The following is a 21,034-nucleotide window of genomic DNA, read 5'->3' as shown; positions in this document are numbered from 1 at the left end:
CGGCCCCCGGGCTCCGAGTTCAGCCCTCGGCCGCGAACCCGTCGAGGGCCCGGAGCGCGTGGTCGCGCGTGGTCGCGTCGCCCAGGTGCCCGGCGTCGTCGACCACGACGAGCTCCGATCCGGGCCAGGCCCGGTGGAGTTCCCACGCCGTGACGAGCGGGCTGCCCATGTCGAGCCGGCCGTGGATCAGCACCCCGGGGATCCCGGCCAGCCGATGGGCCCCGCGCAGCAGTACACCCTCCTCCAGCCAGGCGCCGTGGGAGAAGTAGTGGGCGCAGATGCGCACGAAGGCGAGCCGGGCGGCGGGCGGGCGGCCGGTGTAGGGGAGGGTGGCGCCCTTGGTCTCGCCGGACAGCACCGCGTCCTCCCATGCGCACCAGTCGGCCGTGGCCTTCCCCCGCACCGCCTCGTCGGGGTGTTCCACGAGACGGGCGTAGGCGGCGACGGGGTCCTCGTCGCGCGGGATGCCCCCGGCCCCGTCGAGGAAGCGTTCCCACTGCTCGGGGAAGTACCGGCCGACCCCCCTGTAGAGCCAGTCGGTCTCCGAGCGCCGGGTGGTCGTGACGGCCGGGATGACGATCTCGGACACCCGCTCCGTGAACCGCTCGGCGTAGGCCAGGATCAGCGTGGACCCCCACGAGCCGCCGTACAGCAGCCAGCGGTCGATGCCCAGGTGCTCGCGCAGCCGCTCCATGTCGGCGACCAGGTGCCAGGTGGTGTTGTGCCGCAAGTCCGTCGCCGGATCGCTCGCGTGCGGGGTGCTGCGGCCGCAGCCGCGCTGGTCGAACAGGACGACCCGGTACCGCCGCGGATCGAAGAACCGGCGCGCCTGCGGACCGCATCCCGAACCCGGCCCGCCGTGCACGACGACCGCCGGCTTCCCGTCCGGATTGCCGCACACCTCCCAGTACACGCGGTTCCCGTCGCCGACGTCGAGCATGCCCCGGTCGTACGGCTCGATCGGTGGGTACAACTCGCCCACTTCCGGACCTCCTTGCCTCTCGGTGCCAACCGTTCCGCCACCCTACGACGGGGTTCGCGGCCGGTGTGAGGACCGGAGGGCGGGAAGCCGTGGGGCTGGACGGAGGGTCGGGAGGGGGTGGAGGGGGAGGCGCGATGGGGTGGAGGGTGAGCCTCCGGGGGAGCCGCGAGGGGGCGGGCGGGGGTCCGGGAGGGGGCCGACAAGGGTTTTCCCCCTATCGCGTTCACTTCGGCGTTGCCTACTGTCTGCCCACCGGCGATCCTCCCCGTCCGAACTGCCCCCGTGCCCACCCCACATGGCACGAAGCCCTAGGTCGGATCTTTCCCGGTGCCATCGCTGCCCCGCCCCGACGACGCGGCGCAGGCGGCGTGGTGTGCAGCGGCGGCCGGGCGGGCTTGACCAGCCCGTCCCGGTCCCGCGGCCGCAGGTTCACCTCCCACACTGCACCAACCGGCCGCCGCGGTCCGTCCCGCGACGGCGCTCGAAAGGGAACACGTGCACGCATCAAGAAGCAGGCTCATATCCGTGGTGGCGATGTCCGTCACCCTGCTCGCCGGAACCGCCACGACCTCGATGGCGCTGTCCGCCGCGGATCCCTCCCCTGCCGCGCAGACGCCCGTATCCGCCGTCGCTCCCGTCGGGGCCGCCCCCGTCGAGAACCTGATCGTCGGATACAAGTCCTCGGCCTCCGAGGCAAGTTCCAACGATGCGGCCGCCGCAGACGCGACCGCCAAGGGCAAGAAGGCTTCCAAGAAGGCGAAGTTCGAGCGCCGCCTCGGCACGGGAGCCGCCCTGGTCAACCTGGGTGGTGCCACCGCCCCCTCCGACGCGGCCGCCGTCATGGCCCAGTTCCGCGCCGACCCCGACGTGGCCTACGTCGAGCCGGACTCCCGCGCGTACGCCCTCGCCGTCAACCCCGACGACACCGAGTACGCCAAGCAGTGGGACCTCTTCGAGCCCACCGCCGGCATGAACGTTCCCGCGGCCTGGGACAAAACCACCGGCTCCGGCGTCACCGTCGCCGTGATCGACACCGGTTACGTCGCCCACTCCGACGTGGCCCCGAACATCGTCGCCGGCTACGACTTCATCTCCAGCTCCACCGCCGCCCGCGACGGCAACGGCCGTGACAACAACCCGGCCGACCAGGGCGACTGGAGCGCCGCCGAGGAATGCGGCGCCGGCTCCAAGGCCAGCGGCTCCTCCTGGCACGGTACGCACGTGGCCGGCACCATCGCCGCCGCCACCAACAACGGCAAGGGCGTCGCGGGCATCGCGTACGGCGCGAAGATCCAGCCCGTGCGCGTGCTGGGCAAGTGCGGCGGCGCCACCTCCGACATCGTCGACGCGATCACCTGGGCCTCCGGCGGCTCCGTCGCGGGCGTCCCGGCCAACGCGACTCCCGCCAAGGTCATCAACATGTCCCTCGGTGGCTCGGGCGCCTGCACCGCCACCTACCAGAACGCGATCAACGCGGCCGTCGCCCGCGGTACGACCGTCGTGGTGGCCGCGGGCAACAGCAACGCCGACGCGGCCGGCTTCTCGCCCGCCAGCTGCAACAACGTGATCAACGTTGCCTCCACCAACCGCACCGGGGACCGCTCCTTCTACTCCAACTACGGCGCGATCATCGACGTCGCCGCCCCGGGCGGTGAGACCCGCCGCGCCACCGACACGCCCGGCACCGTCACCACCCCCGAGAACGGCATCCTCTCCACCCTGAACGACGGTGCCACCACCCCGGGCGCCGAGATCTACAAGCCGTACCAGGGCACCAGCATGGCCGCCCCGCACATCGCGGGCCTCGCCGCGCTCGTCCTCTCCGCCAACCCCTCGCTGACCCCGGCGCAGGTCGAGGCGGCCATCAAGGCGAATGCCCGCCCGCTGGCCGGCACCTGCACCGGCGGCTGCGGCACCGGTCTCGCCGACGCCGCCGCGACGATCAACGCCGTGACCTCCGGCCCGGTCACCCCGACCTTCGAGAACACCACGGACTTCGCGATCGCCGACAACGCGACCGTGGAGAGCCCGATCACCGTCAGCGGAGTGACCGGCAACGCCCCGGCCACCCTCAAGGTGGGCGTGAACATCGTGCACACCTACATCGGTGACCTGAAGGTCGACCTCGTCGCCCCCGACGGCAGCGTGTACACCCTGCACAACCGCGCCGGCGGCAGCACCGACAACATCAACCAGGTCTACACCGTCAACGCCTCCTCCGAGGTTGCCAACGGCACCTGGAAGCTCCGGGTCAACGACAACGCCGGCGGCGACACCGGCAAGATCGACTCCTGGAACCTCGGCTTCTGAGCCGGATCCCCACCCCGCCCCAAGTCCTACTGACGGGGCGATAGTACGGACCAGGAAAAGCCCGTCGGACCTGCCGGTACACCTCGTACCGGCAGGTCCGGCGGGTTTTCCGGTCGCCCGACTGATTTCTGCGTCACAATCCGGGCCCGCCAGGCATCCGACCTCGTATTGTCGCGTCTCACAGGAAGGGCACAGAGACGGGGAACCGAGAGGCTGGTGGCTGTGCGTGGTGGCGGCGACGGGGAACGCTGACACGACCGTCGGACACGGTGAACTGATCAAGGCGGTGGACCGCGCGCTGACCACGCACGGACGCGCCCTGCTCACCGGGCCCGCCGGCGCGGGCAAGACCGAGCTGGTCCGCGCCCTCTCCGAGGCCGCCGAGCTCCGGCACGAGACCGTGCTCCGCCTCGCCCCCGAGCCCGCGGACCGGTGGATACCCGAAGCCTCCGCCGCCGCCCTCCTGGCCTCCGTCCCCGCCGCCGCGCTGGAACGGCTCTCCGGACCCCAGCGCACCGCCATCGCCCTGCTGCGCCGGGAGACCGACGCGCCGCGGGTCGGCCGGGACCACGTCGCCCTGCGCCTCGCCGTCGTCGAGGTGCTGCGCACGCTCGCCGCCCGCGGCCCGGTCCTGCTCGCGCTCGACAACGCCCAGTGGCTCGACGCCGAGAGCACCGACCTGCTCCGGTTCGCGCTGCGCCTGACCCCGCCGCGCGTGCGCGTCCTCGCCGCCGAGTGCGTCCTGGGCGGAGCCCCCCTGGCCGAGCCGCTCTGCGGACCGGGCACCCCGCAGATCCGGGTGCCCGCGCTCGGCACCGACGAAATCGCCGAACTGCTGGTCCGCCGCGGCCTTCCGGCCCGCCTCGCCGGCCGGATCCACCAGGCCAGCGGCGGCAACCCGCGCCTTGCGCTCGCGCTCGGCCACTCGCTGGCCGAAGCCGCCGGGGCCCGGGACGGCGGGGCCCACCACGCCGATCCGCTGCCCGTCTCCGGCCAGGCCCGGGAGGTGGCCCGCCGGCTCCTCGGAGTCCTGCCCGGGCAGGCCCGCCGCACCCTGCTGCTCGCGGCCCTCGCCGCGCGGCCCACCACCGCCCTGCTGCGCCGGGCCGGCCGCCCCGACGCGGAGGCCGAACTCGCCCTGGCCGAAAGGGCCGCACTGGTCACCGTGGAAGAGGACGGTGCCGTCCGGTTCACCGCCGGGGCCCTGCCGACCGCCCTGGCCGCCGACGCGGGCTGGCCGGAACGGGCCGCCGGACACGCCGCGCTGGCCGCCGCCGTCGACGACCCGATCCAGGCGGTACGCCACCGCGCGCTCGCCGTGGACACCCCCGACCGGGAGCTCGCCGCCGAGATCACCGAAGCCGCCGCGGCCTGCCGGCGCCGCGGCCAGCGGGCACTGGCCGCCGAACTCGGCCTGCTCGCCGCCGACCGCACCCCCTGGCACCTGGCCGACGAGGAACTCGCCCGGCTGGTCGGCGCCGCCGAGGACGCCGGATGGGCCGGCCGCGCCGACCTCGCCCGCCGAGCAGCCCGCGCCGTGCTCGCCCGCGACGCCTCGCCCGCTGACCGGGTCCGGGCCCGGCTGGCCGTCATCGATGCGGCCGGCCAGGCCCTCGGAGCCCTCGACGAGACCTTCGCCCACGCCGCGGCCGACGCCGAGGGCGAGCCCGCCCTCCAGGCCGCCGTCAGGCTGCGCACCGCCTGGAAGCACAACCTCAGCGACGGCGATCCCGTCCGCTCCCGCGACGCCGCCGCCGAGGCCGGGGTGCTGGCCGCCGCCGGGGGCGACCAGGTCGCCGAAGCGATGGCCCTGACCGTACGGGCCCGCATGGGCCGCATCCTCGGGGACTCCGGAGCCGAGGAGATCCTCACCGAGGCACTGGCCCTGCCCGCGCCCGAGGTACCGCTCGGCATGCGCAACGCCCCGCAGTACCTCGCCGTGCGCCACGCACTCTTCGACGACCGGCTCGCCGACGCCCGGCGCCAGCTGCTCGTCCTGCTGCCCGCCGTGCAGAGCACCGGCTCCGCCGAGGACGTCTTCGAGGTGCTGCGCAGCCTCACCGAGGTCGAACTGCGCCGGGGCAGGTGCGCGGCCGCCACCGGACACGCCCGCCACGCCCTGAAACTGACCACCGAGGCAGGCCTCTCACCCGGCCCCGCCTGGTACGTCGCCGCGATGGCCGAGGCCACGGGCGGCAGCTTCCCGCGCGCCGCCGGATACGCCCTGCGCGGCATCCAGGCCTCCGAGGAGGAGCACGACCAGGTCTTCCTCTCCCGCAGCCTGTACGCGCTGGGCCTGGTCGAACTGGCCACGGGCGAGGCCGCGAAGGCCGTGGCCACGCTGCGCCGCGTCGCCGGCCTGGAGGCCGCCCAGCAGGTGGTGGACCCCTCGATCCTGCGCTGGCACGGGGAACTCGCCGAGGCCCTGGTGGCCGCCGACGCACCGGACGAGGCCGCCGCGCTGATGGCCGGGGTCCGTCCGACGGCCCTGGCGCTCGGCCGCGCCGGCGTGGTCGCCGCCCTCGACCGGGCCCAGGGGCTGTGCCTGTCCGCCCAGGGCGAGGCGGAGGCGGCGGTGGCCCTGCTGGAGGCCACCGCCCAGCGCTTCGCGCTCCTCCAACTCCCGCTGGAGCGTGCCCGTACGCTGCTCGCGCTCGCCCGAGTGGAACGCCGCCGCCGCCGGCGCGCACCCGCCCGGGCCGCGCTCCGGGCGGCCGCCGAGCTCTTCGCCGGGGCGGGCGCCGCTCCGTGGACCGAGCTCGCGCGCGAGCCCTCCCCGGGCGAGAGCGGCGGCGGGACGCAGACCCTGGCCGCCCTCACGGAGGCCGAGACCCGGCTCGCGCTGCTCGTCGCCGAGGGCGCCAGCAACCAGGAGGCGGCCGCGAAGCTCTTCGTCAGCGTGAAGACCGTCGAGGCGCGCCTGACGCGGATCTACCAGAAGCTCGACGTCCGCTCCCGGGCCCAGCTGGCCACGATGCTGCGGGTGCGCTGAGCCCGGCTGCCGCGTCGGGCAACCGGGGCCTCAGCAGCTGAGGTTGTTCCCCGGGGTGACGCCGAGCAGCTGGGTGAAGCTCTGGTACGCGTTCACCCGGCTCTGGACCTGCGCCGGGTTGCCGCCGTTGCATTCGAGGGAGCCGTTGATGGAGCGGATGGTCTCGCCGAAGCCGGCGCCGTTGACCATGGCGGCGTGGGGCGTCATCGTGCCCGGCCCGTTCTGCGTGTTCCAGTACCAGAGGGCCGTCTTCATGGCGACGGCCGGGTCCTGCTCGACCAGGTAGGGGTTGGCGAGCAGGTTGATGCCGAGCGCGTCCCCGGCCGCCTTGTAGTTGAAGTTCCAGCTGAGCTGGATCGGGCCGCGGCCGTAGTAGGCGGCCTGTCCGGCCGGACAGCCGTAGGACTGGCTCGTGTCGCAGTAGTGCGGGTAGTTGGCGGTGTTCTGCTCGACGATGTAGACGAGTCCGCCGGTCTCGTGCGAGACGTTGGCCAGGAAGGCGGCCGCCTCGCGCCGCTTGACGGTGTCGTCACCCGTGTTGGCGAAGCCCGGGTAGGCGGACAGGGCCGCGACCAGGCCGTTGTAGGTGTAGAAGGGGTTCCGGTTCGGGAACATCTGGTTGAACTGGGCTTCGCTGACCACGAATCCGGAGGGGTTGCCGGTCCCCGGGTCGGTCGGGCCGCCGCCGCAGGTGCCCTGGTCGGACCAGACGCCCCACTGGCCGGTGGTGCCGGGCGTCTCGCCCTGGGTCCACCACTTGGCCAGCCAGTTGTGGCCGCCGTAGGAGACGTTCATGCCGTTGGTGTAGACGGCGGAGGAGGCCCATGCGCCGGCGCAGGCGGGAGCGGCGGCGGCGGGGGAGGCGGGGAGGGCGATGGCGAGGCCGAGGGTGACGGCAGCGGCGGCGGCCAGGGAGAGGGCGCGGCGGCGCAGGGTGCGTATCACGGAAGTGCTCCTTGGGTGGGGGGAGTTGCCGTGGGGGAGGCAACACCGCCCACTGAAGCGAAGTTGGTCTGGACCTGTCAAGGTCTAGACCAAAAGGAAACGCCGGTGCGGTGCCCCGAAGGGCGCCGCACCGGCGTGCCGTGGTGGGTCAGCTGTTGGCGGAGAGGTTCCCGGACAGGACCGGGATGTTGTCCACGATGTGCGACAGGGCCTCGTCGCCCTTGGCCTGGGTGGAGTTCTCGGCGCACTGCTGGTTCTGCGGGCTGGACAGGACGGGGATGTCCTGGACGCCGACGTTGACCGCGGCGAGGATCGACTGGGCGTTGACCTTCGCGGGCAGGCCGACACAGAGCTTGTTCAGCGAGCCCTGGATGGCGCTCACCTGCGGGCTCATGTTGCCCGTGGTCTCCTGGTTGCCGTAGATCTGGGAGGACTCGTTGCCGTTGACCGTGTTGACGCCGTTGTCGTTGCCGATCGCCATCGCCGGGGAGGCTACGGCGGCACCGGCACCCAGGACGGCTGCGGTGGCGGCTGCGGTGGCCATGAACTTCTTGAACATGTGGGGGATCCTTCTTCTGTCGCACTGTCGCATGAGATAGCTGCCCTCGGCGGGACGAGCTGCTCAACTGCCGTGGACCTCGGGGGTTATCGCCCATCACCCGACTGGCCGAACAGTCCACCCCGCAGGTGACATCGGGCATCGGCCGATTGACTCAAGGCCGAGCGTGCGGGGTGTGAAGGTCGGCGGGATGCGAAGGTTGCGGGACATCGCGGAGGATCCCTGGGCGCCGCCCCCGACCGGATCCGGACCGTGTACCGGTCCCTGACCCCGTCGAGGCCGGCCGCCGCGCCGTCGCGTCGCCGCGACCGCGCTGTGGTCAGCCGGTCTTGCGGCGGACCTTCTTGTTCTTGCCGCCGGGGCCGTTGCCACCGGAACCCTGGACCTTCGCCCGGTTCTGGTGCGCCTGCTGGGACTGCGCATTGGCGGCGTTGCGCTCCAGGGCCTCCTTGAACTTCCGCTTGGCTTCCTCGGCCGGAGACTCGTTCTGCGGGGTGTCGGTTTCTTCTGACATGTGTCCTCCTGGAATGTTCTGAAGCCGTTGCAGTCTGTCAGGTGGCGTTTCCCCTGGCCAGCGCGTCCGGATCCAGCGGACTCAGGCGTCCTTCTCCAGGGTCGGGCGGAGCCGTTCCAGCAGGGAGTAGAGCGTCGCGCTCTCGGCGTCGTGCAGGACGTCCAGGGCTCCGTGAGTGGCCTGCATCTCCTCGCGGACGCGGCGGATCACCTCGCGGCCGGCCTCCGTGGCCACCACGTTCTTCACGCGCCGGTCCACGGGGTCGGGCTCGCGGCGCACCAGCTCGCGGGCCTCCAGCCGGTCCACGATCCCGGTGACGTTCGAGGCGTCGCACACCAGCAGGGCGGCGAGGCCGCGCATCGGCAGCGGGCCGTTCAGCTGGGCGAGGACCTTGGCCTGGGTGGAGGTGAGGCCGTAGTGGGCGGCGGCCGCCGCGAAGTCGCGCCACTGGGCGGTGCCGATGGCGGCGAGCAGCTCCAGGAGCTCCAGCTTGGTCGGGGCGGCGGGTGGGGTGGTGGCGCTCATGCCGGAAGCGTACTCAAGGTGTTTCACATTATCAACCTTTTACTTGACCACCTGAACTATTGAGGTCTACCGTCTGCTGGAGTCGAAGTACTTGATGACGTCAAACATCTGTGATCTGAAGCACTGAGAAGGTCCCCCTGCCATGAGCACCACCCCCTCCGACACGGCCACCTCCCAGGCCGGCGGGCACCGGAACGAGACGGTCATCGTCTTCGCCCTGAGCCTGGCCGCCATGGTCGTGTCGATGATGCAGACGCTGCCGGTCCCGATCCTGGGCCTGATCCGCAACGACCTCGGCACCACCACCGCCAACGTCAGCTGGGTGACCACCGCCACCCTGCTGTCCGCCGCCGTCTTCACCCCGCTGCTCGGCCGCTTCGGCGACCAGCACGGCAAGAAGCCGACGCTGGTGGCCGTACTCGGTGTCATGGTCGCGGGCTCCGTCGTGGCCGCCCTGGCGTCCTCGTTGCCCCTGCTGATCCTCGGCCGCGTCCTGCAGGGAGCCGCGACCGCGATCTTCCCGCTCGCCCTCTCCGTGCTGCGCGAGGAGGTCCGCCCGCAGAAGCTTCCCGGTGCGATGGCCCTGGTCAGCGGCACCCTCGCGTTCGGCAGCGGGCTCGCGCTCGTCGCCACCGGCCTGCTGACCTCCGGCGCCGACGCGGACTACCGCAACGCCTTCTGGATGGCCACCGGCTTCGCGGTGCTCGCACTGCTCGCCGTCGTCTTCCTGGTCCCCGCCACCCGGCACAAGACCGGCGGGCGCACCGACTTCCTGGGCGCGCTCACCCTCGGCATTGCCCTGCTGCTGCTCCTGCTGCCGATCTCCCAGGGCCACGAGTGGGGCTGGGCCTCCGGCCGCACGCTGGGCAGCTTCGCCGGCGCCGCCGTCATGACCGCCGTCTGGGTGCTGACCGAGCTCAAGGTCCGCGAGCCCCTCGTCGACATGCGGATGTTCGTCCACCGCCCGGTCCTCATGGCCAACCTGGCCGGCATCCTCGTCGGCTTCGGCATGTTCGCGAACTTCCTCGGCGTCTCCTACCTCGTCCAGATGCCCAAGGCCCTGACCGGCTACGGCTTCGACGCCTCGATCCTGCGCGCCTCCGTGGAGTTCCTGCTGCCCGGCGCGATCGTCTCGCTCCTGGCCTCCCCGATCGGCGGCCAGCTGGTCCGCCACCGCGGCCCGCGCGTCGCCCTCGCCATGGCTGCGGCCCTGGGCGCCGCCGGCTTCGGCTGGCTGGCCCTGGACCACAGCCACAGCGCCTCGGTGATCGGCGCCGGCCTCATCGTCGGCGCGGCCGTCAGCTTCGGCTACGCGGCCATGCCCGCCGTCATCATGGCGAGCGTCCCGCACCACCAGAGCGGCATCGCCAACGGCATCAACTCGATCTCCCGCTCAACGGGCAGCGCGATCGGCAGCGCCATCGTCACCACGATCCTGGCGTCGAAGACGATCGAGCACCTGCCCGCGGGGGTTCCCCCGCTGCCGGCCGAATCCGGATTCACCCTCACCTTCGCCATCGGCGCCGTCGCCTTCGGCCTGGTCGCGGTGATCAGCGGGATCGGCCTGCGCGGAGCGCACGGACCCCGTGTCGTCGAGGCGTCCGCCGAGACGGCCCCCGCCGCGTCCGGCGCCCCGGCTCCGGCTCCGGCCCCGGCCCCTGCTCCGGCCCTCAGTGACTCGCACTGAAGCCCGGTTCCCGGCCCTGTCCGCGGCCCCGGTCCCCTGAACGGGGGCCGGGGCCGCGGCGATTGGGGCGGTCGGCACCCTTGACCCGATGATGGTCCAGACCAATCATGAGGCGTCCGCCCGCTCGCTTTCGCCCCACCGGGAGCTTTCGTTGAGACGTCCCAGGCACCTCCATGCCCTTTTCGCGGCCTTCGCCACCGCCGTCGCGTCCGCCGGTCTCGTCATCGGCGTCGGCGCGGCCGCGCACGCCGCGACCCCGCTGCCCGCACACGTCTTCGCGCCGTACTTCGAGGCCTACTCCTCCGACAGCCCCGCCGATCTGGCGCAGAAGTCCGGAGCCAAGTACCTGACCATGGCCTTCGTGCAGGCCGAGGCCAAGGGCTCCTGCACCCCGTACTGGAACGGCAGCACGAGCCAGCCGATCTCCGCCTCCGTCTTCGGCGCCGACTTCGCGACCATCCGCTCGCGCGGCGGGGACGTCATCCCCTCCTTCGGCGGCTACGCGGCGGACAACGGCGGCACCGAGATCGCCGACAGCTGCACCAACGTGGACTCCATCGCCGCCGCGTACGAAAAGGTCATCACGACCTACGACATCACCCGGCTCGACATGGACATCGAGGACAACTCGCTGACCAACAAGGCGGGGATCGACCGCCGCAACCAGGCCATCAAGAAGGTCCAGGACTGGGCCGCCGCGAACGGCCGCACGGTGCAGATCTCGTACACCCTGCCCACCACCACGAGCGGCCTCGCGAGCAGCGGCCTCGCGGTCCTCAAGAGCGCCAAGACGGCAGGCGCGCAGGTGGACGTCGTGAACCTGATGACCTTCGACTACTACGACAACGCCACCCACAACATGGCGACCGACACCCAGAACGCGGCCGCCGGCCTCTACAGCCAGCTCGCGGCCCTCTACCCGGCGAAGACCCCCGCCCAGCTCTGGGGCATGATCGGCGTCACCGAGATGCCGGGCATCGACGACTTCGGCGCGGCCGAGACCTTCACCACCGCCGACGCCACCGCCGTCTACAACTGGGCCACCGCCAAGGGCATCAACACCCTCTCCTTCTGGGCCCTGCAGCGCGACAACGGCGGCTGCCCCGGTACCGGCGGTTCCGACACCTGCTCGGGCATCGCCCAGGACCCCTGGTACTTCACCCACGCCTTCGCGCCCTTCACCGGCGGCGGACCCGTCGCCGACGACTTCTCCCTCTCCGTGGCACCCGGCTCGGCCTCGGTCGCCCCCGGCGGCTCCACCACCGCCACCGTGACCACGGCGGTCACCTCCGGCAACGCCAGGACCCTCGCCCTCACCTCGACCGGAGTGCCCGCCGGGGTCACCGCCACCCTCAGCCCCGCCTCCGTCACCGCGGGCGGCTCGGCGCAGCTCACGGTCAGCGCCTCCGCCACGGCCGCGCCCGGCACCTACCCCCTCACCATCACCGGAGCCGCCGGGACGCTCACGCACTCCGGCACCTTCACGCTCACCGTCTCCGGACCGGGCGGCGGCAGCGGAGCCCTCGTCAACGGCGGCCTCGAGAGCGGCTCGCTCGCGCCGTGGACCTGCGAGAGCGGAGCCTCGGTGGTCTCCACCCCGGTGCACGGGGGCTCGTACGCCCTCAAGACCGCGCCCACCTCCTCCCAGACCGGTGAGTGCACCCAGACCCTGACCCTCACCCCGAACACGAAGTACACGCTGAGCGGCTGGGTCCAGGGCAGCTACGCCTACCTCGGCGTGCGCGGCGGAGCCACCGGCAGCACCTGGACCAGCTCCACCGGCTGGACGAAGCTGAGCGTGCCCTTCACCACCGGCGCCTCCGGCACCGTCACCGTCTACCTGCACGGCTGGTACGGGCAGGGCGCGGTTTACGGCGACGACCTCGCCGTCGGCTAGGCCGCGCATGCCGGATCGGCTCGACAGCCCTTCGGCTCGATAGGCTCCTCCGGGCCCGGGACGCATCTCCCCGGGCCCGGAAGGGTGCCATGACCAGCGAGACGAGGATCCGGATCCTGCGGGCGGCCGACCGCCCGGCGGCCGGATGGAAGAACGGCGGGGGAGTGACCCGCGAGATCGCCGCCTTCCCCCCGGGGGCGGGCATGGACGACTTCGGCTGGAGGATCAGCCTCGCCGAGGTCACCGCCGACGGGCCCTTCTCCGTGTTCCCCGGAGTGGACCGTACGCTCACCCTCGCCGAAGGCGCGGGCATGGATCTGGAGATCGGCGGGGTACGGGACCTCGTGGACCGGCGCTACGAGCCGCGGAGGTTCCCCGGGGACGAGCCGACCGCCTGCCGGCTGCTGGCCGGCCCGGTCGTGAACTTCAACGTGATGTACCGCAGGGGCGCCGTGACGGCCGACACCGCCGTCGTGCGGGGCGACCTCGCGCTCACCGTCCGGCCCGGCGAGACCCTGATGGTCATCGCCCTGGAGGGGCCCGCCGAGATCGAAGGCGCCGCCGGGCTGGGCCCGTACGACGCCGTCCTCGCCACCGGGCCGCAGGAGCTGCTGCTACGGACCTCCGGGCGCGCGGCGGTGGTCCGCCTCGGGCAGGGCCCCGGCGGAGCCCGGCCCGCGTAGGAGGGCATCCGCGCAAGAATCCGACGGCCCCGGCGCCGCTCGCGCCCCGGACCTCCCTTTCGGCTGCCTGAGACGGGGTTGGCCGGGGTCCGAATCCGGCCCTTTCGTGTGCGGGGCGTTGACAAACTCGTCATCTGCTAGAAACCTGTGGCGCCATGGCCGCATATTGGCGATCGAATCACTCAAAAACTGAAGAATGACGCGCAAGTTCCAAGCAAGCGCGGCTTCGTCTGGCCGGTCCCCCATGGAACAGAGGACAGCATGAGATGGAAGCAAGGCGGTCGGCTGATGCTGGCCGGCACGGTCGTCGCCGGACTGGTGTCCGTCGGACTCCTGCCCGTCACCTTCGCCGCCGCCGCGGGCGGACCCAACCTCGCCCTCGGCAAGGCGGTCACCGCCAGCGGATCCCTCGGCGGATACGGGGTCTCGGGCATCAACGACGGGAACCAGGGCTCGTACTGGGAGAGCCCGTCGGGCACAAGGCCAAGCCCATCGAGGCCTCGTCCACCACCCAGTCCTTCGTGGCGGCCAACGCCAACGACGACAGCGTCACCAGCTACTGGGAGGCGGGCGGCCAGCAGTCGACGCTGACCGTCAGGCTCGGCTCCAACGCGGACGTCACCGGGGTGGTCCTCAAGCTCAACCCCGACGCCGCCTGGTCCAACCGCACCCAGAACCTCGAGATCCTGGGCCGCGAGCAGTCGGCGTCCGGCTTCACCTCCCTGAAGGCGAACGCCGCCTACGCGTTCAGCCCGAGCGGCAACCAGAACACCGTGACCATCCCCGTCACCGGCCGGCTCGCCGACGTCCAGCTGAAGTTCTCCGGCAACACCGGGGCCGGCGGCGGGCAGGTCGCCGAGTTCCAGGTGATCGGCTCCGCCGCCCCGAACCCGGACCTGACCGTCACGGCCCTGGACTGGGCCCCGGGGGCGCCTTCCGAGAGCGACTCCGTCACCGTCAACGCCACCGTCCGCAACGCCGGCACCCTCGCCTCCCCGGCCACCGCCGTCAACGTCAGCGTGGAGGGCGCGGTCGCGGGCAGCGCCCAGGTCGGTGCCCTGGCCGCCGGAGCCTCGTCCACCGTCCCGGTGTCCGTGGGCAGGCGCCCGATGGGCAGCTACACCGTCTCGGCCGTCGTCGACCCGGCCGGCGCCGTCGTGGAGCAGGACGAGACCAACAACAGCCGCACCGCCGCCACGAAGCTCGTCGTGGGCCAGAGCCCGGGCCCCGACCTGGAAGCCCTCTCCATCGCCACCAACCCGGCCAACCCGGCCGTGGGCGCCCCGGTCTCCTTCACCGTGGCCGTGCACAACCGGGGCACCACGGGAGTGGCCGCGGGCACGATCACCCGGCTGGTCGCCGGCGCCACCACCCTCAACGGCCCCACCCCGGCCGTCGCCGCCGGTGAGACCGTCAACGTGCCCGTCAACGGCACCTGGACGGCGGTCGGTGGCGGAGCCACCCTCACCGCCACCGCGGACGGGACGAACCTGGTCGCGGAGACCAACGAGAACAACAACGCCTACTCCCGGGCCCTGGTCGTGGGCCGCGGCGCGGCGCTCCCGTACGCCGAGTACGAGGCGGAGGCCGGGACGTACACCGGCACGCTGCTGCAGACCGACGCCAAGCGCACCTTCGGGCACACCAACTTCGCCACCGAGTCCTCGGGCCGCCAGTCGGTCCGGCTGAACTCGGCCGGCCAGTACGTCCAGTTCACCTCCACGGGCGCGGCCAACTCGATCGTCGTGCGCAATTCCGTCCCGGACGCCGCGAACGGTGGCGGCGCCGACGCCACCATCAGCCTCTACGTCAACGGGAACTTCGCCCAGAAGCTCAGCCTGTCGTCCAAGTACAGCTGGCTCTACGGCAGCACCGACAGCCCCGAGGGTCTGACCAACACCCCCGGCGGCGACGCCCGCAGGCTCTTCGACGAATCCCATGCGCTGCTCGCGCAGAGCTACCCGGCCGGCACCACCTTCCGCCTCCAGCGCGACGCGGGCGACACGGCCTCGTACTACGTCATCGACCTGGTCGACCTGGAGCAGGTGGCCCCGCCGGCGGCCAAGCCCGCCGAATGCGCCTCGATCACCGACTACGGCGCGATCCCCAACGACGGCATCGACGACACCGTCGCCATCCAGAAGGCGGTGACCGCGGACCAGGAGGGACGGATCGCCTGCGTCTGGATCCCGCAGGGCCAGTGGCGCCAGGAGCAGAAGATCCTCACCGTCGACCCGCTGCACCGGGGCCAGTTCAACCAGGTGGGCATCAGCAACGTCTCCATCCGTGGCGCGGGCATGTGGTACTCGCAGCTCTACACGCTGACCGCGCCGCAGAACGCGGGCGGCATCAACCACCCGCACGAGGGCAACTTCGGCTTCGACATCGACGACAACACGCAGATCTCCGACATCGCCATCTTCGGCTCGGGCACCATCCGGGGCGGAGACGGCAACGCCGAGGGCGGCGTGGGTCTGAACGGGCGCTTCGGCAAGAACACGAAGATCACCAACGTGTGGATCGAGCACGCCAACGTCGGCGTCTGGGTCGGCCGCGACTACGACAACATCCCGGCCCTGTGGGGCCCCGGCGACGGCATCGAGTTCAGCGGCATGCGGATCCGCGACATCTATGCCGACGGCATCAACTTCGCCAACGGCACCCGCAATTCGACGGTCTTCAATTCCTCCTTCCGCACCACCGGCGACGACTCCCTCGCGGTGTGGTCCAGCAAGTACGTGAAGGACCAGTCGGTGGACATCGGCCACGACAACCACTTCCGCAACAACACCATCCAGCTGCCGTGGCGGGCCAACGGCATCGCGGTCTACGGCGGTTACGGCAACACCATCGAGAACAACCTGATCTACGACACGATGAACTACCCCGGCATCATGCTGGCGACGGACCACGACCCGCTGCCCTTCTCAGGGCAGACCCTGATCGCGAACAACGAGCTCTTCCGCACCGGCGGTTCCTTCTGAGGGGAGGCCCAGGAGTTCGGCGCGATCACGCTCTTCGGGGCCAACCTGCCCATCCCCGGGGTCGTCATCCGCGACACCGACATCCACGACTCGACCTACGACGGCATCCAGTTCAAGACGGGCGGCGGCACGGTGCCCGAGGCCAGGATCACCGACGTCACCATCGACAAGTCCAACAGCGGGGCCGGCATCCGGGCGCACGGCGGAGCGCGCGGCAGCGCGACCCTGTCGCACGTCACCGTCACCAACTCGGCCGAGGGCAACGTCGTGGTCGAACCGGGATCGCAGTTCGTGATCAACGGCAGCTAGTGCTGTGACCGCGGGGCGGTTCACCGCTTGCCGAGCTTGATCCACTTGGCCGTGCCGGGCACGCCCTTCGCATCGAGGAGGAACAGCATGTAGTACCCGGGCGGGGCGTCGGCCGAGGTGGCCGGCGCCCGCAGCCCGATCGTGCGGCCGTGGACGCCGGTCATCCGCAGCTCCAGATGGCGCTGGCTGGTGTTCACGGCGTGGGTGACCGTGGTCGGCGCCAGCAGCACGGCGCGCCGGACCCCGTCCGCGCCCGCGCTCTCGACGGAGAACTCCGCGTCGTGGGCGATCTCGCCGGCCGGGACCCGGTCGAGCACCGGACGGCCGCCCCGGTGCAGGTAGGCCGGCTCGTAGAGCTCGATGGAACCGTCCATGCCGTCCTTGATGTCCGGATCGTTGGCGATCTGCTGCAGCTCGTCCCCGGTGACCATCACCCGGCCGTCCGGCAGCACCAGGGCGTTGGAGTGGTAACCCCGGGGCAGCCGCTGGGCCGGACCCAGGCGCCAGCGGCCGTCCGCGTCCCGCAGCTCGGTCTGCCGGTACTTCAGATCGGCCTTCGGGTTGAACGGGCCGAACCCGTAGTCCCGAGTGGACAGCGCCCCGTTGACGGTCAGCAGCGTCGCGTCAGGGAGAATCAGCGTGTCGTCCTGGGTCCGGCCGAAGGCGCGCGGCTCCTCCGTGGTCCAGGCGCCTCCCGACAGCCGGTAGGTGTTCGGGTCGAGCGGATCCCCGCCGAGCACCAGCACGGAGTCGGGCCCGCGGAAACCGGCGGGCAGCGGTACGGCGGAACCGTAGCCACGGAAGTCGGCGGGCCGTCTGGGCAGATCGGTACGGGTCTGCGTGCCCGTGTCGAAGAGCCACTGCTGGTCGGCATCGCGCCCGAGCCCGTAGACAAGGCCGTCCCGCAGCGAGAACAGGTGCGGGTAGTCGTTGCGGAAGGGGGCGTCGGAGCGCAGCCGCTGCGCGGCGATGTCCAGCGGGATGTCGAACGGCCGCCAGGGCACGGCCCGCCCGAGCGCGGGGAACCGCTCCACGACCGGGGTGGGGGTTCCCGTACCGCGCTCGGACTGGCCGGACATGATGATCTGGCGTCCGTCCGCGCCGGTCACCACCGACGGGTACCAGCGGCCCACCGCCATGTCGCGGTTGCGGTACCACCCCTCGGTCCACGGGTCGAAGACGAAGGACAGCTTCGCGCCGCTGCCGCCCTTGCCGCCGGTATTGCCGCCGAACACCCCGAGCATGCCGTTGGGCAGGAAGGAATGGCCCGCGCAGAAGAACGGCGCCGGGCGCGGCGCGTGCGTACCGTCCGGCATCAGCACGACCGGCGGCGTGACCTTCTTGAACGCACCCGCGCCGGTCCCCTTCGCCGGATCCCACAGGTACGCGCGGCCGGCGTTGGCCGGGCCGATCCGGTCAGTGGGCCCGGTCTCCTTCGTGGGGTCGGTCTCCACCCGGGAGAAGGAGAAGAGCAGCACCTTGCCGGTGGGCAGGAGGGCGAGGTGGACGCCGAAGTCGGGGGAGGGGAAGTACTCGGTGAACCGTCCCGACACGGCCGCGTCGAAACCGGCGTTGGCCTCGCGCTGCGAAACGCGCAGCGACTCCAGGCTCGCCGTGCGCCGCGACTGCGGGTACTCCCCGGCGCCCTCGGCCGCACGGCGCAGCTCGGCATGGGCCCGGGCGTGCTCCGCGCCGACGGCGGCGGCCTCCATCGCACCGGTCCCGCCGTCGGCGTCGTGCCGGGGGGCCGCGACGGAGGCCGGAGCGGCCTGGAGGATCAGGGCGGAGGCGACCGCCGCCGCGGACAGGAGGGCGGACCGGTGCAGGCGGCGCATGGGACTCCTCGACGCAGGCGGTTCCCCCGAGGTGGCCCAGACTAGGAGAAATCACTCCAAAGCGACCGCCTTGGCACGGTCAATGCCCCACCCGTGAGCCGTTCGGCCGACCCGTGTGCACCGTTCGCCACGGACGCACCGGGGCTCCGCTCCCTACGCCTCGCCGCGGGCGGCCGCCTGCCGCTGGCGCTTGCTCTGCGGGGCCAGCGTGAGGTCCTGAGCCTGCGAGGTGAGCCGCTTGAAGCCGTACCCGCGCTCCGTCAGCCAGCCCTCGGCCGCGAGTTCGGCGTGGGCCGTCGCGTCCAGGATGTCCTCCTCGGCCTCACCCTCGGCCAGGAAACGGAACGTGAAGAAGGGCCGGGCAGCCAAGTCGTACGTGAGGTCGCCCTCGGGCGTGAACTTCGCGTGGAGCATGTCGTGCTGCGCCGCGTCGGCCAGCAGCTCGGCGCGCTGCGCCTCGGTGAGGCCGTCGAAGGACCCCCGGACGGTGATGCGGAAGGTGCGGGTACTCATCCCTCCAACCTAGGCCGCCCGTCTCGGCCCCCGCACCGGGTTTTCCGGCGGCCCGCCACCCGGATGGCGCAGCGACCGCCCACCGTCAGGGCCCCGTGGCTGCCCGGTCCGCGCACCGCTGACCTGGGCGGTCGCCGATTTCCCGGTGTGCCGCGTGCACCGCGCGCCGCTAGCGTCGGCTGCGTCCGGAGTCCTCGGTGACTCTGCGAGGGGGGCCCTCGATCCGTCTCTGCGAGAGGCCGTGACGATGCTGAAGGACGCACCGATAGCCCCGATAGCCAGCCTGCTCCGTGTGGAGAAGGGCGTGGCCGCACCAGAGGAACTCGCCGCCATCGCCGTGGTGGTCGCCTGCTTCGCGCGGCGCAACTCCGGCCGGGCACAGCAGAGTCCCAGCGCCACCGCCCGCCGCAAGCCCCCCGCGCACCACGGCTCCGGCTGCTGGGCCGGCTGTTGGGCCTGCGCCTGACCCGGGGGACCCACAAACGCCCCTGCCCCCGGCCCGCTTACGGGCCGGCGGCAGGGGGACCAACCCCGGCGGTCGGCGGTTCGGGCCGGTCAGTTCCGGCAGAGCAGCTGTGACAGCGCCGCCGTCAGCGCGGCCTCGGGATCGGCCACCGCGTCCTGCGAACGCCAGGCGACGAAACCGTCGGGGCGCACCAGCACCGCACCCGCCTGGGACAGCGAGTGCACCTCGGTCCAGTCGGCGCCCGCCTCCTGCACCAGGTCGGCTCCCTTCGCGGATCCGACGGAGTACGTGTCCAGTCGCGCGGACAGCCGCTCGGCCACCCGCTCGGCGGCCTCACCCCACGGCGTGCCCACGCCGCTGAGCAGGACGAACGAGCGCTCGTACAGGTCCAGCGTGGACACCCGCTCCCCGTCGGCGCGGGTCAGCCACATGTGCGGCGCGCGAGTGCCGACTTCGCCCGTCATCCGCATCCCCTCGGGGATGACCGGCCGCTCCGGGTCGGCGCCGACCACCGCGCCGCGCGGGTACGCGTACGCCATCGCCGTCGTCAGGACCCCGCTGCCCGGTCCGCCGCTCATGGTCGGTGGGGGCGCGTAGCCGGGGTGGCTGTGCTCCGCGGAACGGGCCGAGGCACGCTGGGCGGTCGCCAGCGCCACCGGCAGCCGCTCGGCCCCGTAGGTCTCCAGCAGTCCGATGCCCGCCGATCCGTCGAGGACCGCCGCGATCTTCCAGGCCAGGTTGTGCGCGTCCTGGATGCCCGTGTTGGAGCCGAACGCGCCCGTGGGGGACATCTCGTGGGCCGCGTCCCCGGCCAGGAACACCCGTCCGGACGAGTACCGCTCGGCGATCCGTTCGGCCGCGTGCCACGGAGCCTTGCCGCCGATCTGCACGTCCAGGTCGGGAACGCCGATCGCGGCCCGGATCTGCGCGATGCACCGCTCCTCGGTGAAGTCCTCCAGGGTCTCGCCCCGGTCCGGGTGCCACGGCAGGTGGAAGACCCACTGGGTGTCGTTGTCCACCGGCAGCAGCGCCCCGTCCGCGCCCGGCTTCATCAGGTAGCAGACGATGAAGCGCAGATCGCCCAGCACCTCGACGAGTTGGCGCGAGCGGAAGGTGACGCTGACGTTGTGGAACAGCTCGCCGCTACCCGTCTGGGTGATGCGCAACTCCTCGCGCACGGGGCTGCGCGGTCCGTCCGCCGCGATCAGGAAATCGGCGCGCACCGTGAGGTGCTCACCTGTCTCCCGATCCTTGACCAGGGCGTTCACCCCGGTGGCGTCCTGGTCGAAGCTCATCAGTTCCGTGGAGAAGCGGATGTCGGCGCCCTGCGCGCGGCTTTGCGTGGCGAGGATCGGCTCGATGTTGTTCTGGCTGCACACGCACCAGCTGCTCGGACTGAACTTGGCGAGTGCCCCGGCCGGATCGATGGCCTTGACCAGCCACTTGTGGTCGCCGCCCAGCAGGGAATCCGTCTGGAGGATGCCCATGTTGTTCTCCAGCACGGAGGCAGCCTTGCGGATGGCGCCCTCCGCTTCGGCCACCCGGAAAAGCTCCATGGTCCGGGCGTTGATGCCGCGGCCGCGCGGGTGGTCGGAGGTGCCGGCGTGCTTCTCGACGAGCATGTGCCTGATGCCGTGACGGCTCAGGAACAGCGAGGTGGACAGACCCACGAGGGAGCCGCCCACGACGAGAACCGGTACGCGAACATCTGCGGTGTCTTCCATCAGCTGCGAGCTCCTGATTTCTGTGTGGGGGAGTGCATTCCTTATGCCCCCGATCGGCGGCGGAGCCCAGGAGAATCGCCGGTTGTCACCCGCTTGATGCGGAGATGTA

Annotated in this window: 14 protein-coding genes and 1 pseudogene; 7 read left to right on the top strand and 8 right to left on the bottom strand. The window is 72.0% G+C overall.

What is annotated here, in order from left to right; all coding sequences use genetic code 11:
* Window positions 1-19: 19 nt before the first annotated feature.
* Window positions 20-982: a prolyl aminopeptidase gene (gene pip, locus AC3IYJ_RS02905; RefSeq protein WP_489399757.1), complete on the bottom strand. Its 963-nt coding sequence runs from the start codon at window positions 980-982 to the stop codon at window positions 20-22.
* A 534-nt stretch (window positions 983-1,516) separates the two neighbouring features.
* Here pip and AC3IYJ_RS02900 point away from each other — a divergent pair.
* Both AC3IYJ_RS02900 and AC3IYJ_RS02895 read left to right on the top strand, forming a co-directional pair.
* Window positions 1,517-3,292 (top strand): S8 family serine peptidase, encoded by a 1,776-nt coding sequence (locus AC3IYJ_RS02900; protein ID WP_489402670.1) that lies wholly within the window; start codon window positions 1,517-1,519, stop codon window positions 3,290-3,292.
* A gap of 226 nt (window positions 3,293-3,518) precedes the next feature.
* Window positions 3,519-6,284 carry a helix-turn-helix transcriptional regulator gene (locus tag AC3IYJ_RS02895; protein WP_489399756.1) on the top strand — a complete coding sequence of 922 codons (2,766 nt, stop codon included), beginning with the start codon at window positions 3,519-3,521 and terminating at the stop codon, window positions 6,282-6,284.
* Window positions 6,285-6,314: 30 nt separating this feature from the next.
* Here AC3IYJ_RS02895 and AC3IYJ_RS02890 read toward each other — a convergent pair whose 3' ends face one another.
* The 4 genes from AC3IYJ_RS02890 to AC3IYJ_RS02875 form a co-directional block, all read right to left on the bottom strand.
* Entirely contained in the window at window positions 6,315-7,217 is a 903-nt protein-coding gene (locus AC3IYJ_RS02890) for a glycoside hydrolase family 19 protein (RefSeq protein WP_489402669.1), read from the bottom strand.
* Between the two features lie 160 nt (window positions 7,218-7,377).
* Window positions 7,378-7,788 carry a rodlin gene (locus AC3IYJ_RS02885; protein WP_489399755.1) on the bottom strand — a complete coding sequence of 137 codons (411 nt, stop codon included), beginning with the start codon at window positions 7,786-7,788 and terminating at the stop codon, window positions 7,378-7,380.
* Window positions 7,789-8,107: 319 nt separating this feature from the next.
* Window positions 8,108-8,302 (bottom strand): DUF5302 domain-containing protein, encoded by a 195-nt coding sequence (locus AC3IYJ_RS02880; protein WP_489399754.1) that lies wholly within the window; start codon window positions 8,300-8,302, stop codon window positions 8,108-8,110.
* 81 nt (window positions 8,303-8,383) lie between these two features.
* Window positions 8,384-8,827, bottom strand: a complete 444-nt coding sequence (locus AC3IYJ_RS02875) for a MarR family winged helix-turn-helix transcriptional regulator (RefSeq protein ID WP_489399753.1) — start codon at window positions 8,825-8,827, stop codon at window positions 8,384-8,386.
* 142 nt (window positions 8,828-8,969) lie between these two features.
* On the opposite strand from AC3IYJ_RS02875, the gene AC3IYJ_RS02870 reads away from it, so the two are divergent.
* The 4 genes and pseudogenes from AC3IYJ_RS02870 to AC3IYJ_RS02855 all read left to right on the top strand — a co-directional run bounded on the left by AC3IYJ_RS02870 (window position 8,970) and on the right by AC3IYJ_RS02855 (window position 16,387).
* A complete protein-coding gene (locus tag AC3IYJ_RS02870) occupies window positions 8,970-10,514 on the top strand; it encodes an MFS transporter (protein WP_489399752.1) in 1,545 nt (514 codons plus the stop codon).
* Window positions 10,515-10,665: 151 nt separating this feature from the next.
* On the top strand, window positions 10,666-12,411 hold the full coding sequence (locus AC3IYJ_RS02865) for a glycosyl hydrolase family 18 protein (RefSeq protein ID WP_489399751.1): 1,746 nt from the start codon (window positions 10,666-10,668) through the stop codon (window positions 12,409-12,411).
* Between the two features lie 89 nt (window positions 12,412-12,500).
* On the top strand, window positions 12,501-13,094 hold the full coding sequence (locus AC3IYJ_RS02860) for a HutD/Ves family protein (protein WP_489399750.1): 594 nt from the start codon (window positions 12,501-12,503) through the stop codon (window positions 13,092-13,094).
* 261 nt (window positions 13,095-13,355) lie between these two features.
* Window positions 13,356-16,387 (top strand): annotated as a pseudogene (locus tag AC3IYJ_RS02855) (CARDB domain-containing protein).
* A 20-nt stretch (window positions 16,388-16,407) separates the two neighbouring features.
* Here AC3IYJ_RS02855 and AC3IYJ_RS02850 read toward each other — a convergent pair.
* Together AC3IYJ_RS02850 and AC3IYJ_RS02845 are read right to left on the bottom strand one after the other, a co-directional pair.
* Window positions 16,408-18,222, bottom strand: coding sequence for a galactose oxidase early set domain-containing protein (locus AC3IYJ_RS02850; protein WP_489399749.1), 1,815 nt, complete (start codon window positions 18,220-18,222; stop codon window positions 16,408-16,410).
* 153 nt (window positions 18,223-18,375) lie between these two features.
* Window positions 18,376-18,735, bottom strand: a complete 360-nt coding sequence (locus AC3IYJ_RS02845) for a DUF6204 family protein (protein ID WP_489399748.1) — start codon at window positions 18,733-18,735, stop codon at window positions 18,376-18,378.
* A 247-nt stretch (window positions 18,736-18,982) separates the two neighbouring features.
* Here AC3IYJ_RS02845 and AC3IYJ_RS02840 point away from each other — a divergent pair, with 247 nt between their 5' ends.
* Window positions 18,983-19,201 carry an acyl-CoA carboxylase epsilon subunit gene (locus AC3IYJ_RS02840; RefSeq protein ID WP_489402668.1) on the top strand — a complete coding sequence of 73 codons (219 nt, stop codon included), beginning with the start codon at window positions 18,983-18,985 and terminating at the stop codon, window positions 19,199-19,201.
* An 89-nt stretch (window positions 19,202-19,290) separates the two neighbouring features.
* Here the strand turns inward: AC3IYJ_RS02840 and AC3IYJ_RS02835 are convergent, their stop codons facing one another.
* Window positions 19,291-20,925 (bottom strand): FAD-dependent oxidoreductase, encoded by a 1,635-nt coding sequence (locus AC3IYJ_RS02835; RefSeq protein ID WP_489399747.1) that lies wholly within the window; start codon window positions 20,923-20,925, stop codon window positions 19,291-19,293.
* Window positions 20,926-21,034 lie beyond the last annotated feature (109 nt).

Source organism: Streptomyces sp. GL_140 (assembly GCF_057834465.1).
This window is presented reverse-complemented; position numbering and strand designations above follow the sequence as displayed.

Excerpts from the sequence above, each read along its gene's own strand:
- AC3IYJ_RS02900 (WP_489402670.1), top strand. The coding sequence starts at position 1,517 with ATGTCCGTCACCCTGCTCGCCGGAACCGCCACGACCTCGATGGCGCTG.
- AC3IYJ_RS02885 (WP_489399755.1), bottom strand. The coding sequence starts at position 7,788 with ATGTTCAAGAAGTTCATGGCCACCGCAGCCGCCACCGCAGCCGTCCTG.
- AC3IYJ_RS02880 (WP_489399754.1), bottom strand. The coding sequence starts at position 8,302 with ATGTCAGAAGAAACCGACACCCCGCAGAACGAGTCTCCGGCCGAGGAA.
- AC3IYJ_RS02875 (WP_489399753.1), bottom strand. The coding sequence starts at position 8,827 with ATGAGCGCCACCACCCCACCCGCCGCCCCGACCAAGCTGGAGCTCCTG.
- AC3IYJ_RS02870 (WP_489399752.1), top strand. The coding sequence starts at position 8,970 with ATGAGCACCACCCCCTCCGACACGGCCACCTCCCAGGCCGGCGGGCAC.
- AC3IYJ_RS02860 (WP_489399750.1), top strand. The coding sequence starts at position 12,501 with ATGACCAGCGAGACGAGGATCCGGATCCTGCGGGCGGCCGACCGCCCG.
- AC3IYJ_RS02850 (WP_489399749.1), bottom strand. The coding sequence starts at position 18,222 with ATGCGCCGCCTGCACCGGTCCGCCCTCCTGTCCGCGGCGGCGGTCGCC.
- AC3IYJ_RS02845 (WP_489399748.1), bottom strand. The coding sequence starts at position 18,735 with ATGAGTACCCGCACCTTCCGCATCACCGTCCGGGGGTCCTTCGACGGC.
- AC3IYJ_RS02840 (WP_489402668.1), top strand. The coding sequence starts at position 18,983 with ATGCTGAAGGACGCACCGATAGCCCCGATAGCCAGCCTGCTCCGTGTG.
- AC3IYJ_RS02835 (WP_489399747.1), bottom strand. The coding sequence starts at position 20,925 with ATGGAAGACACCGCAGATGTTCGCGTACCGGTTCTCGTCGTGGGCGGC.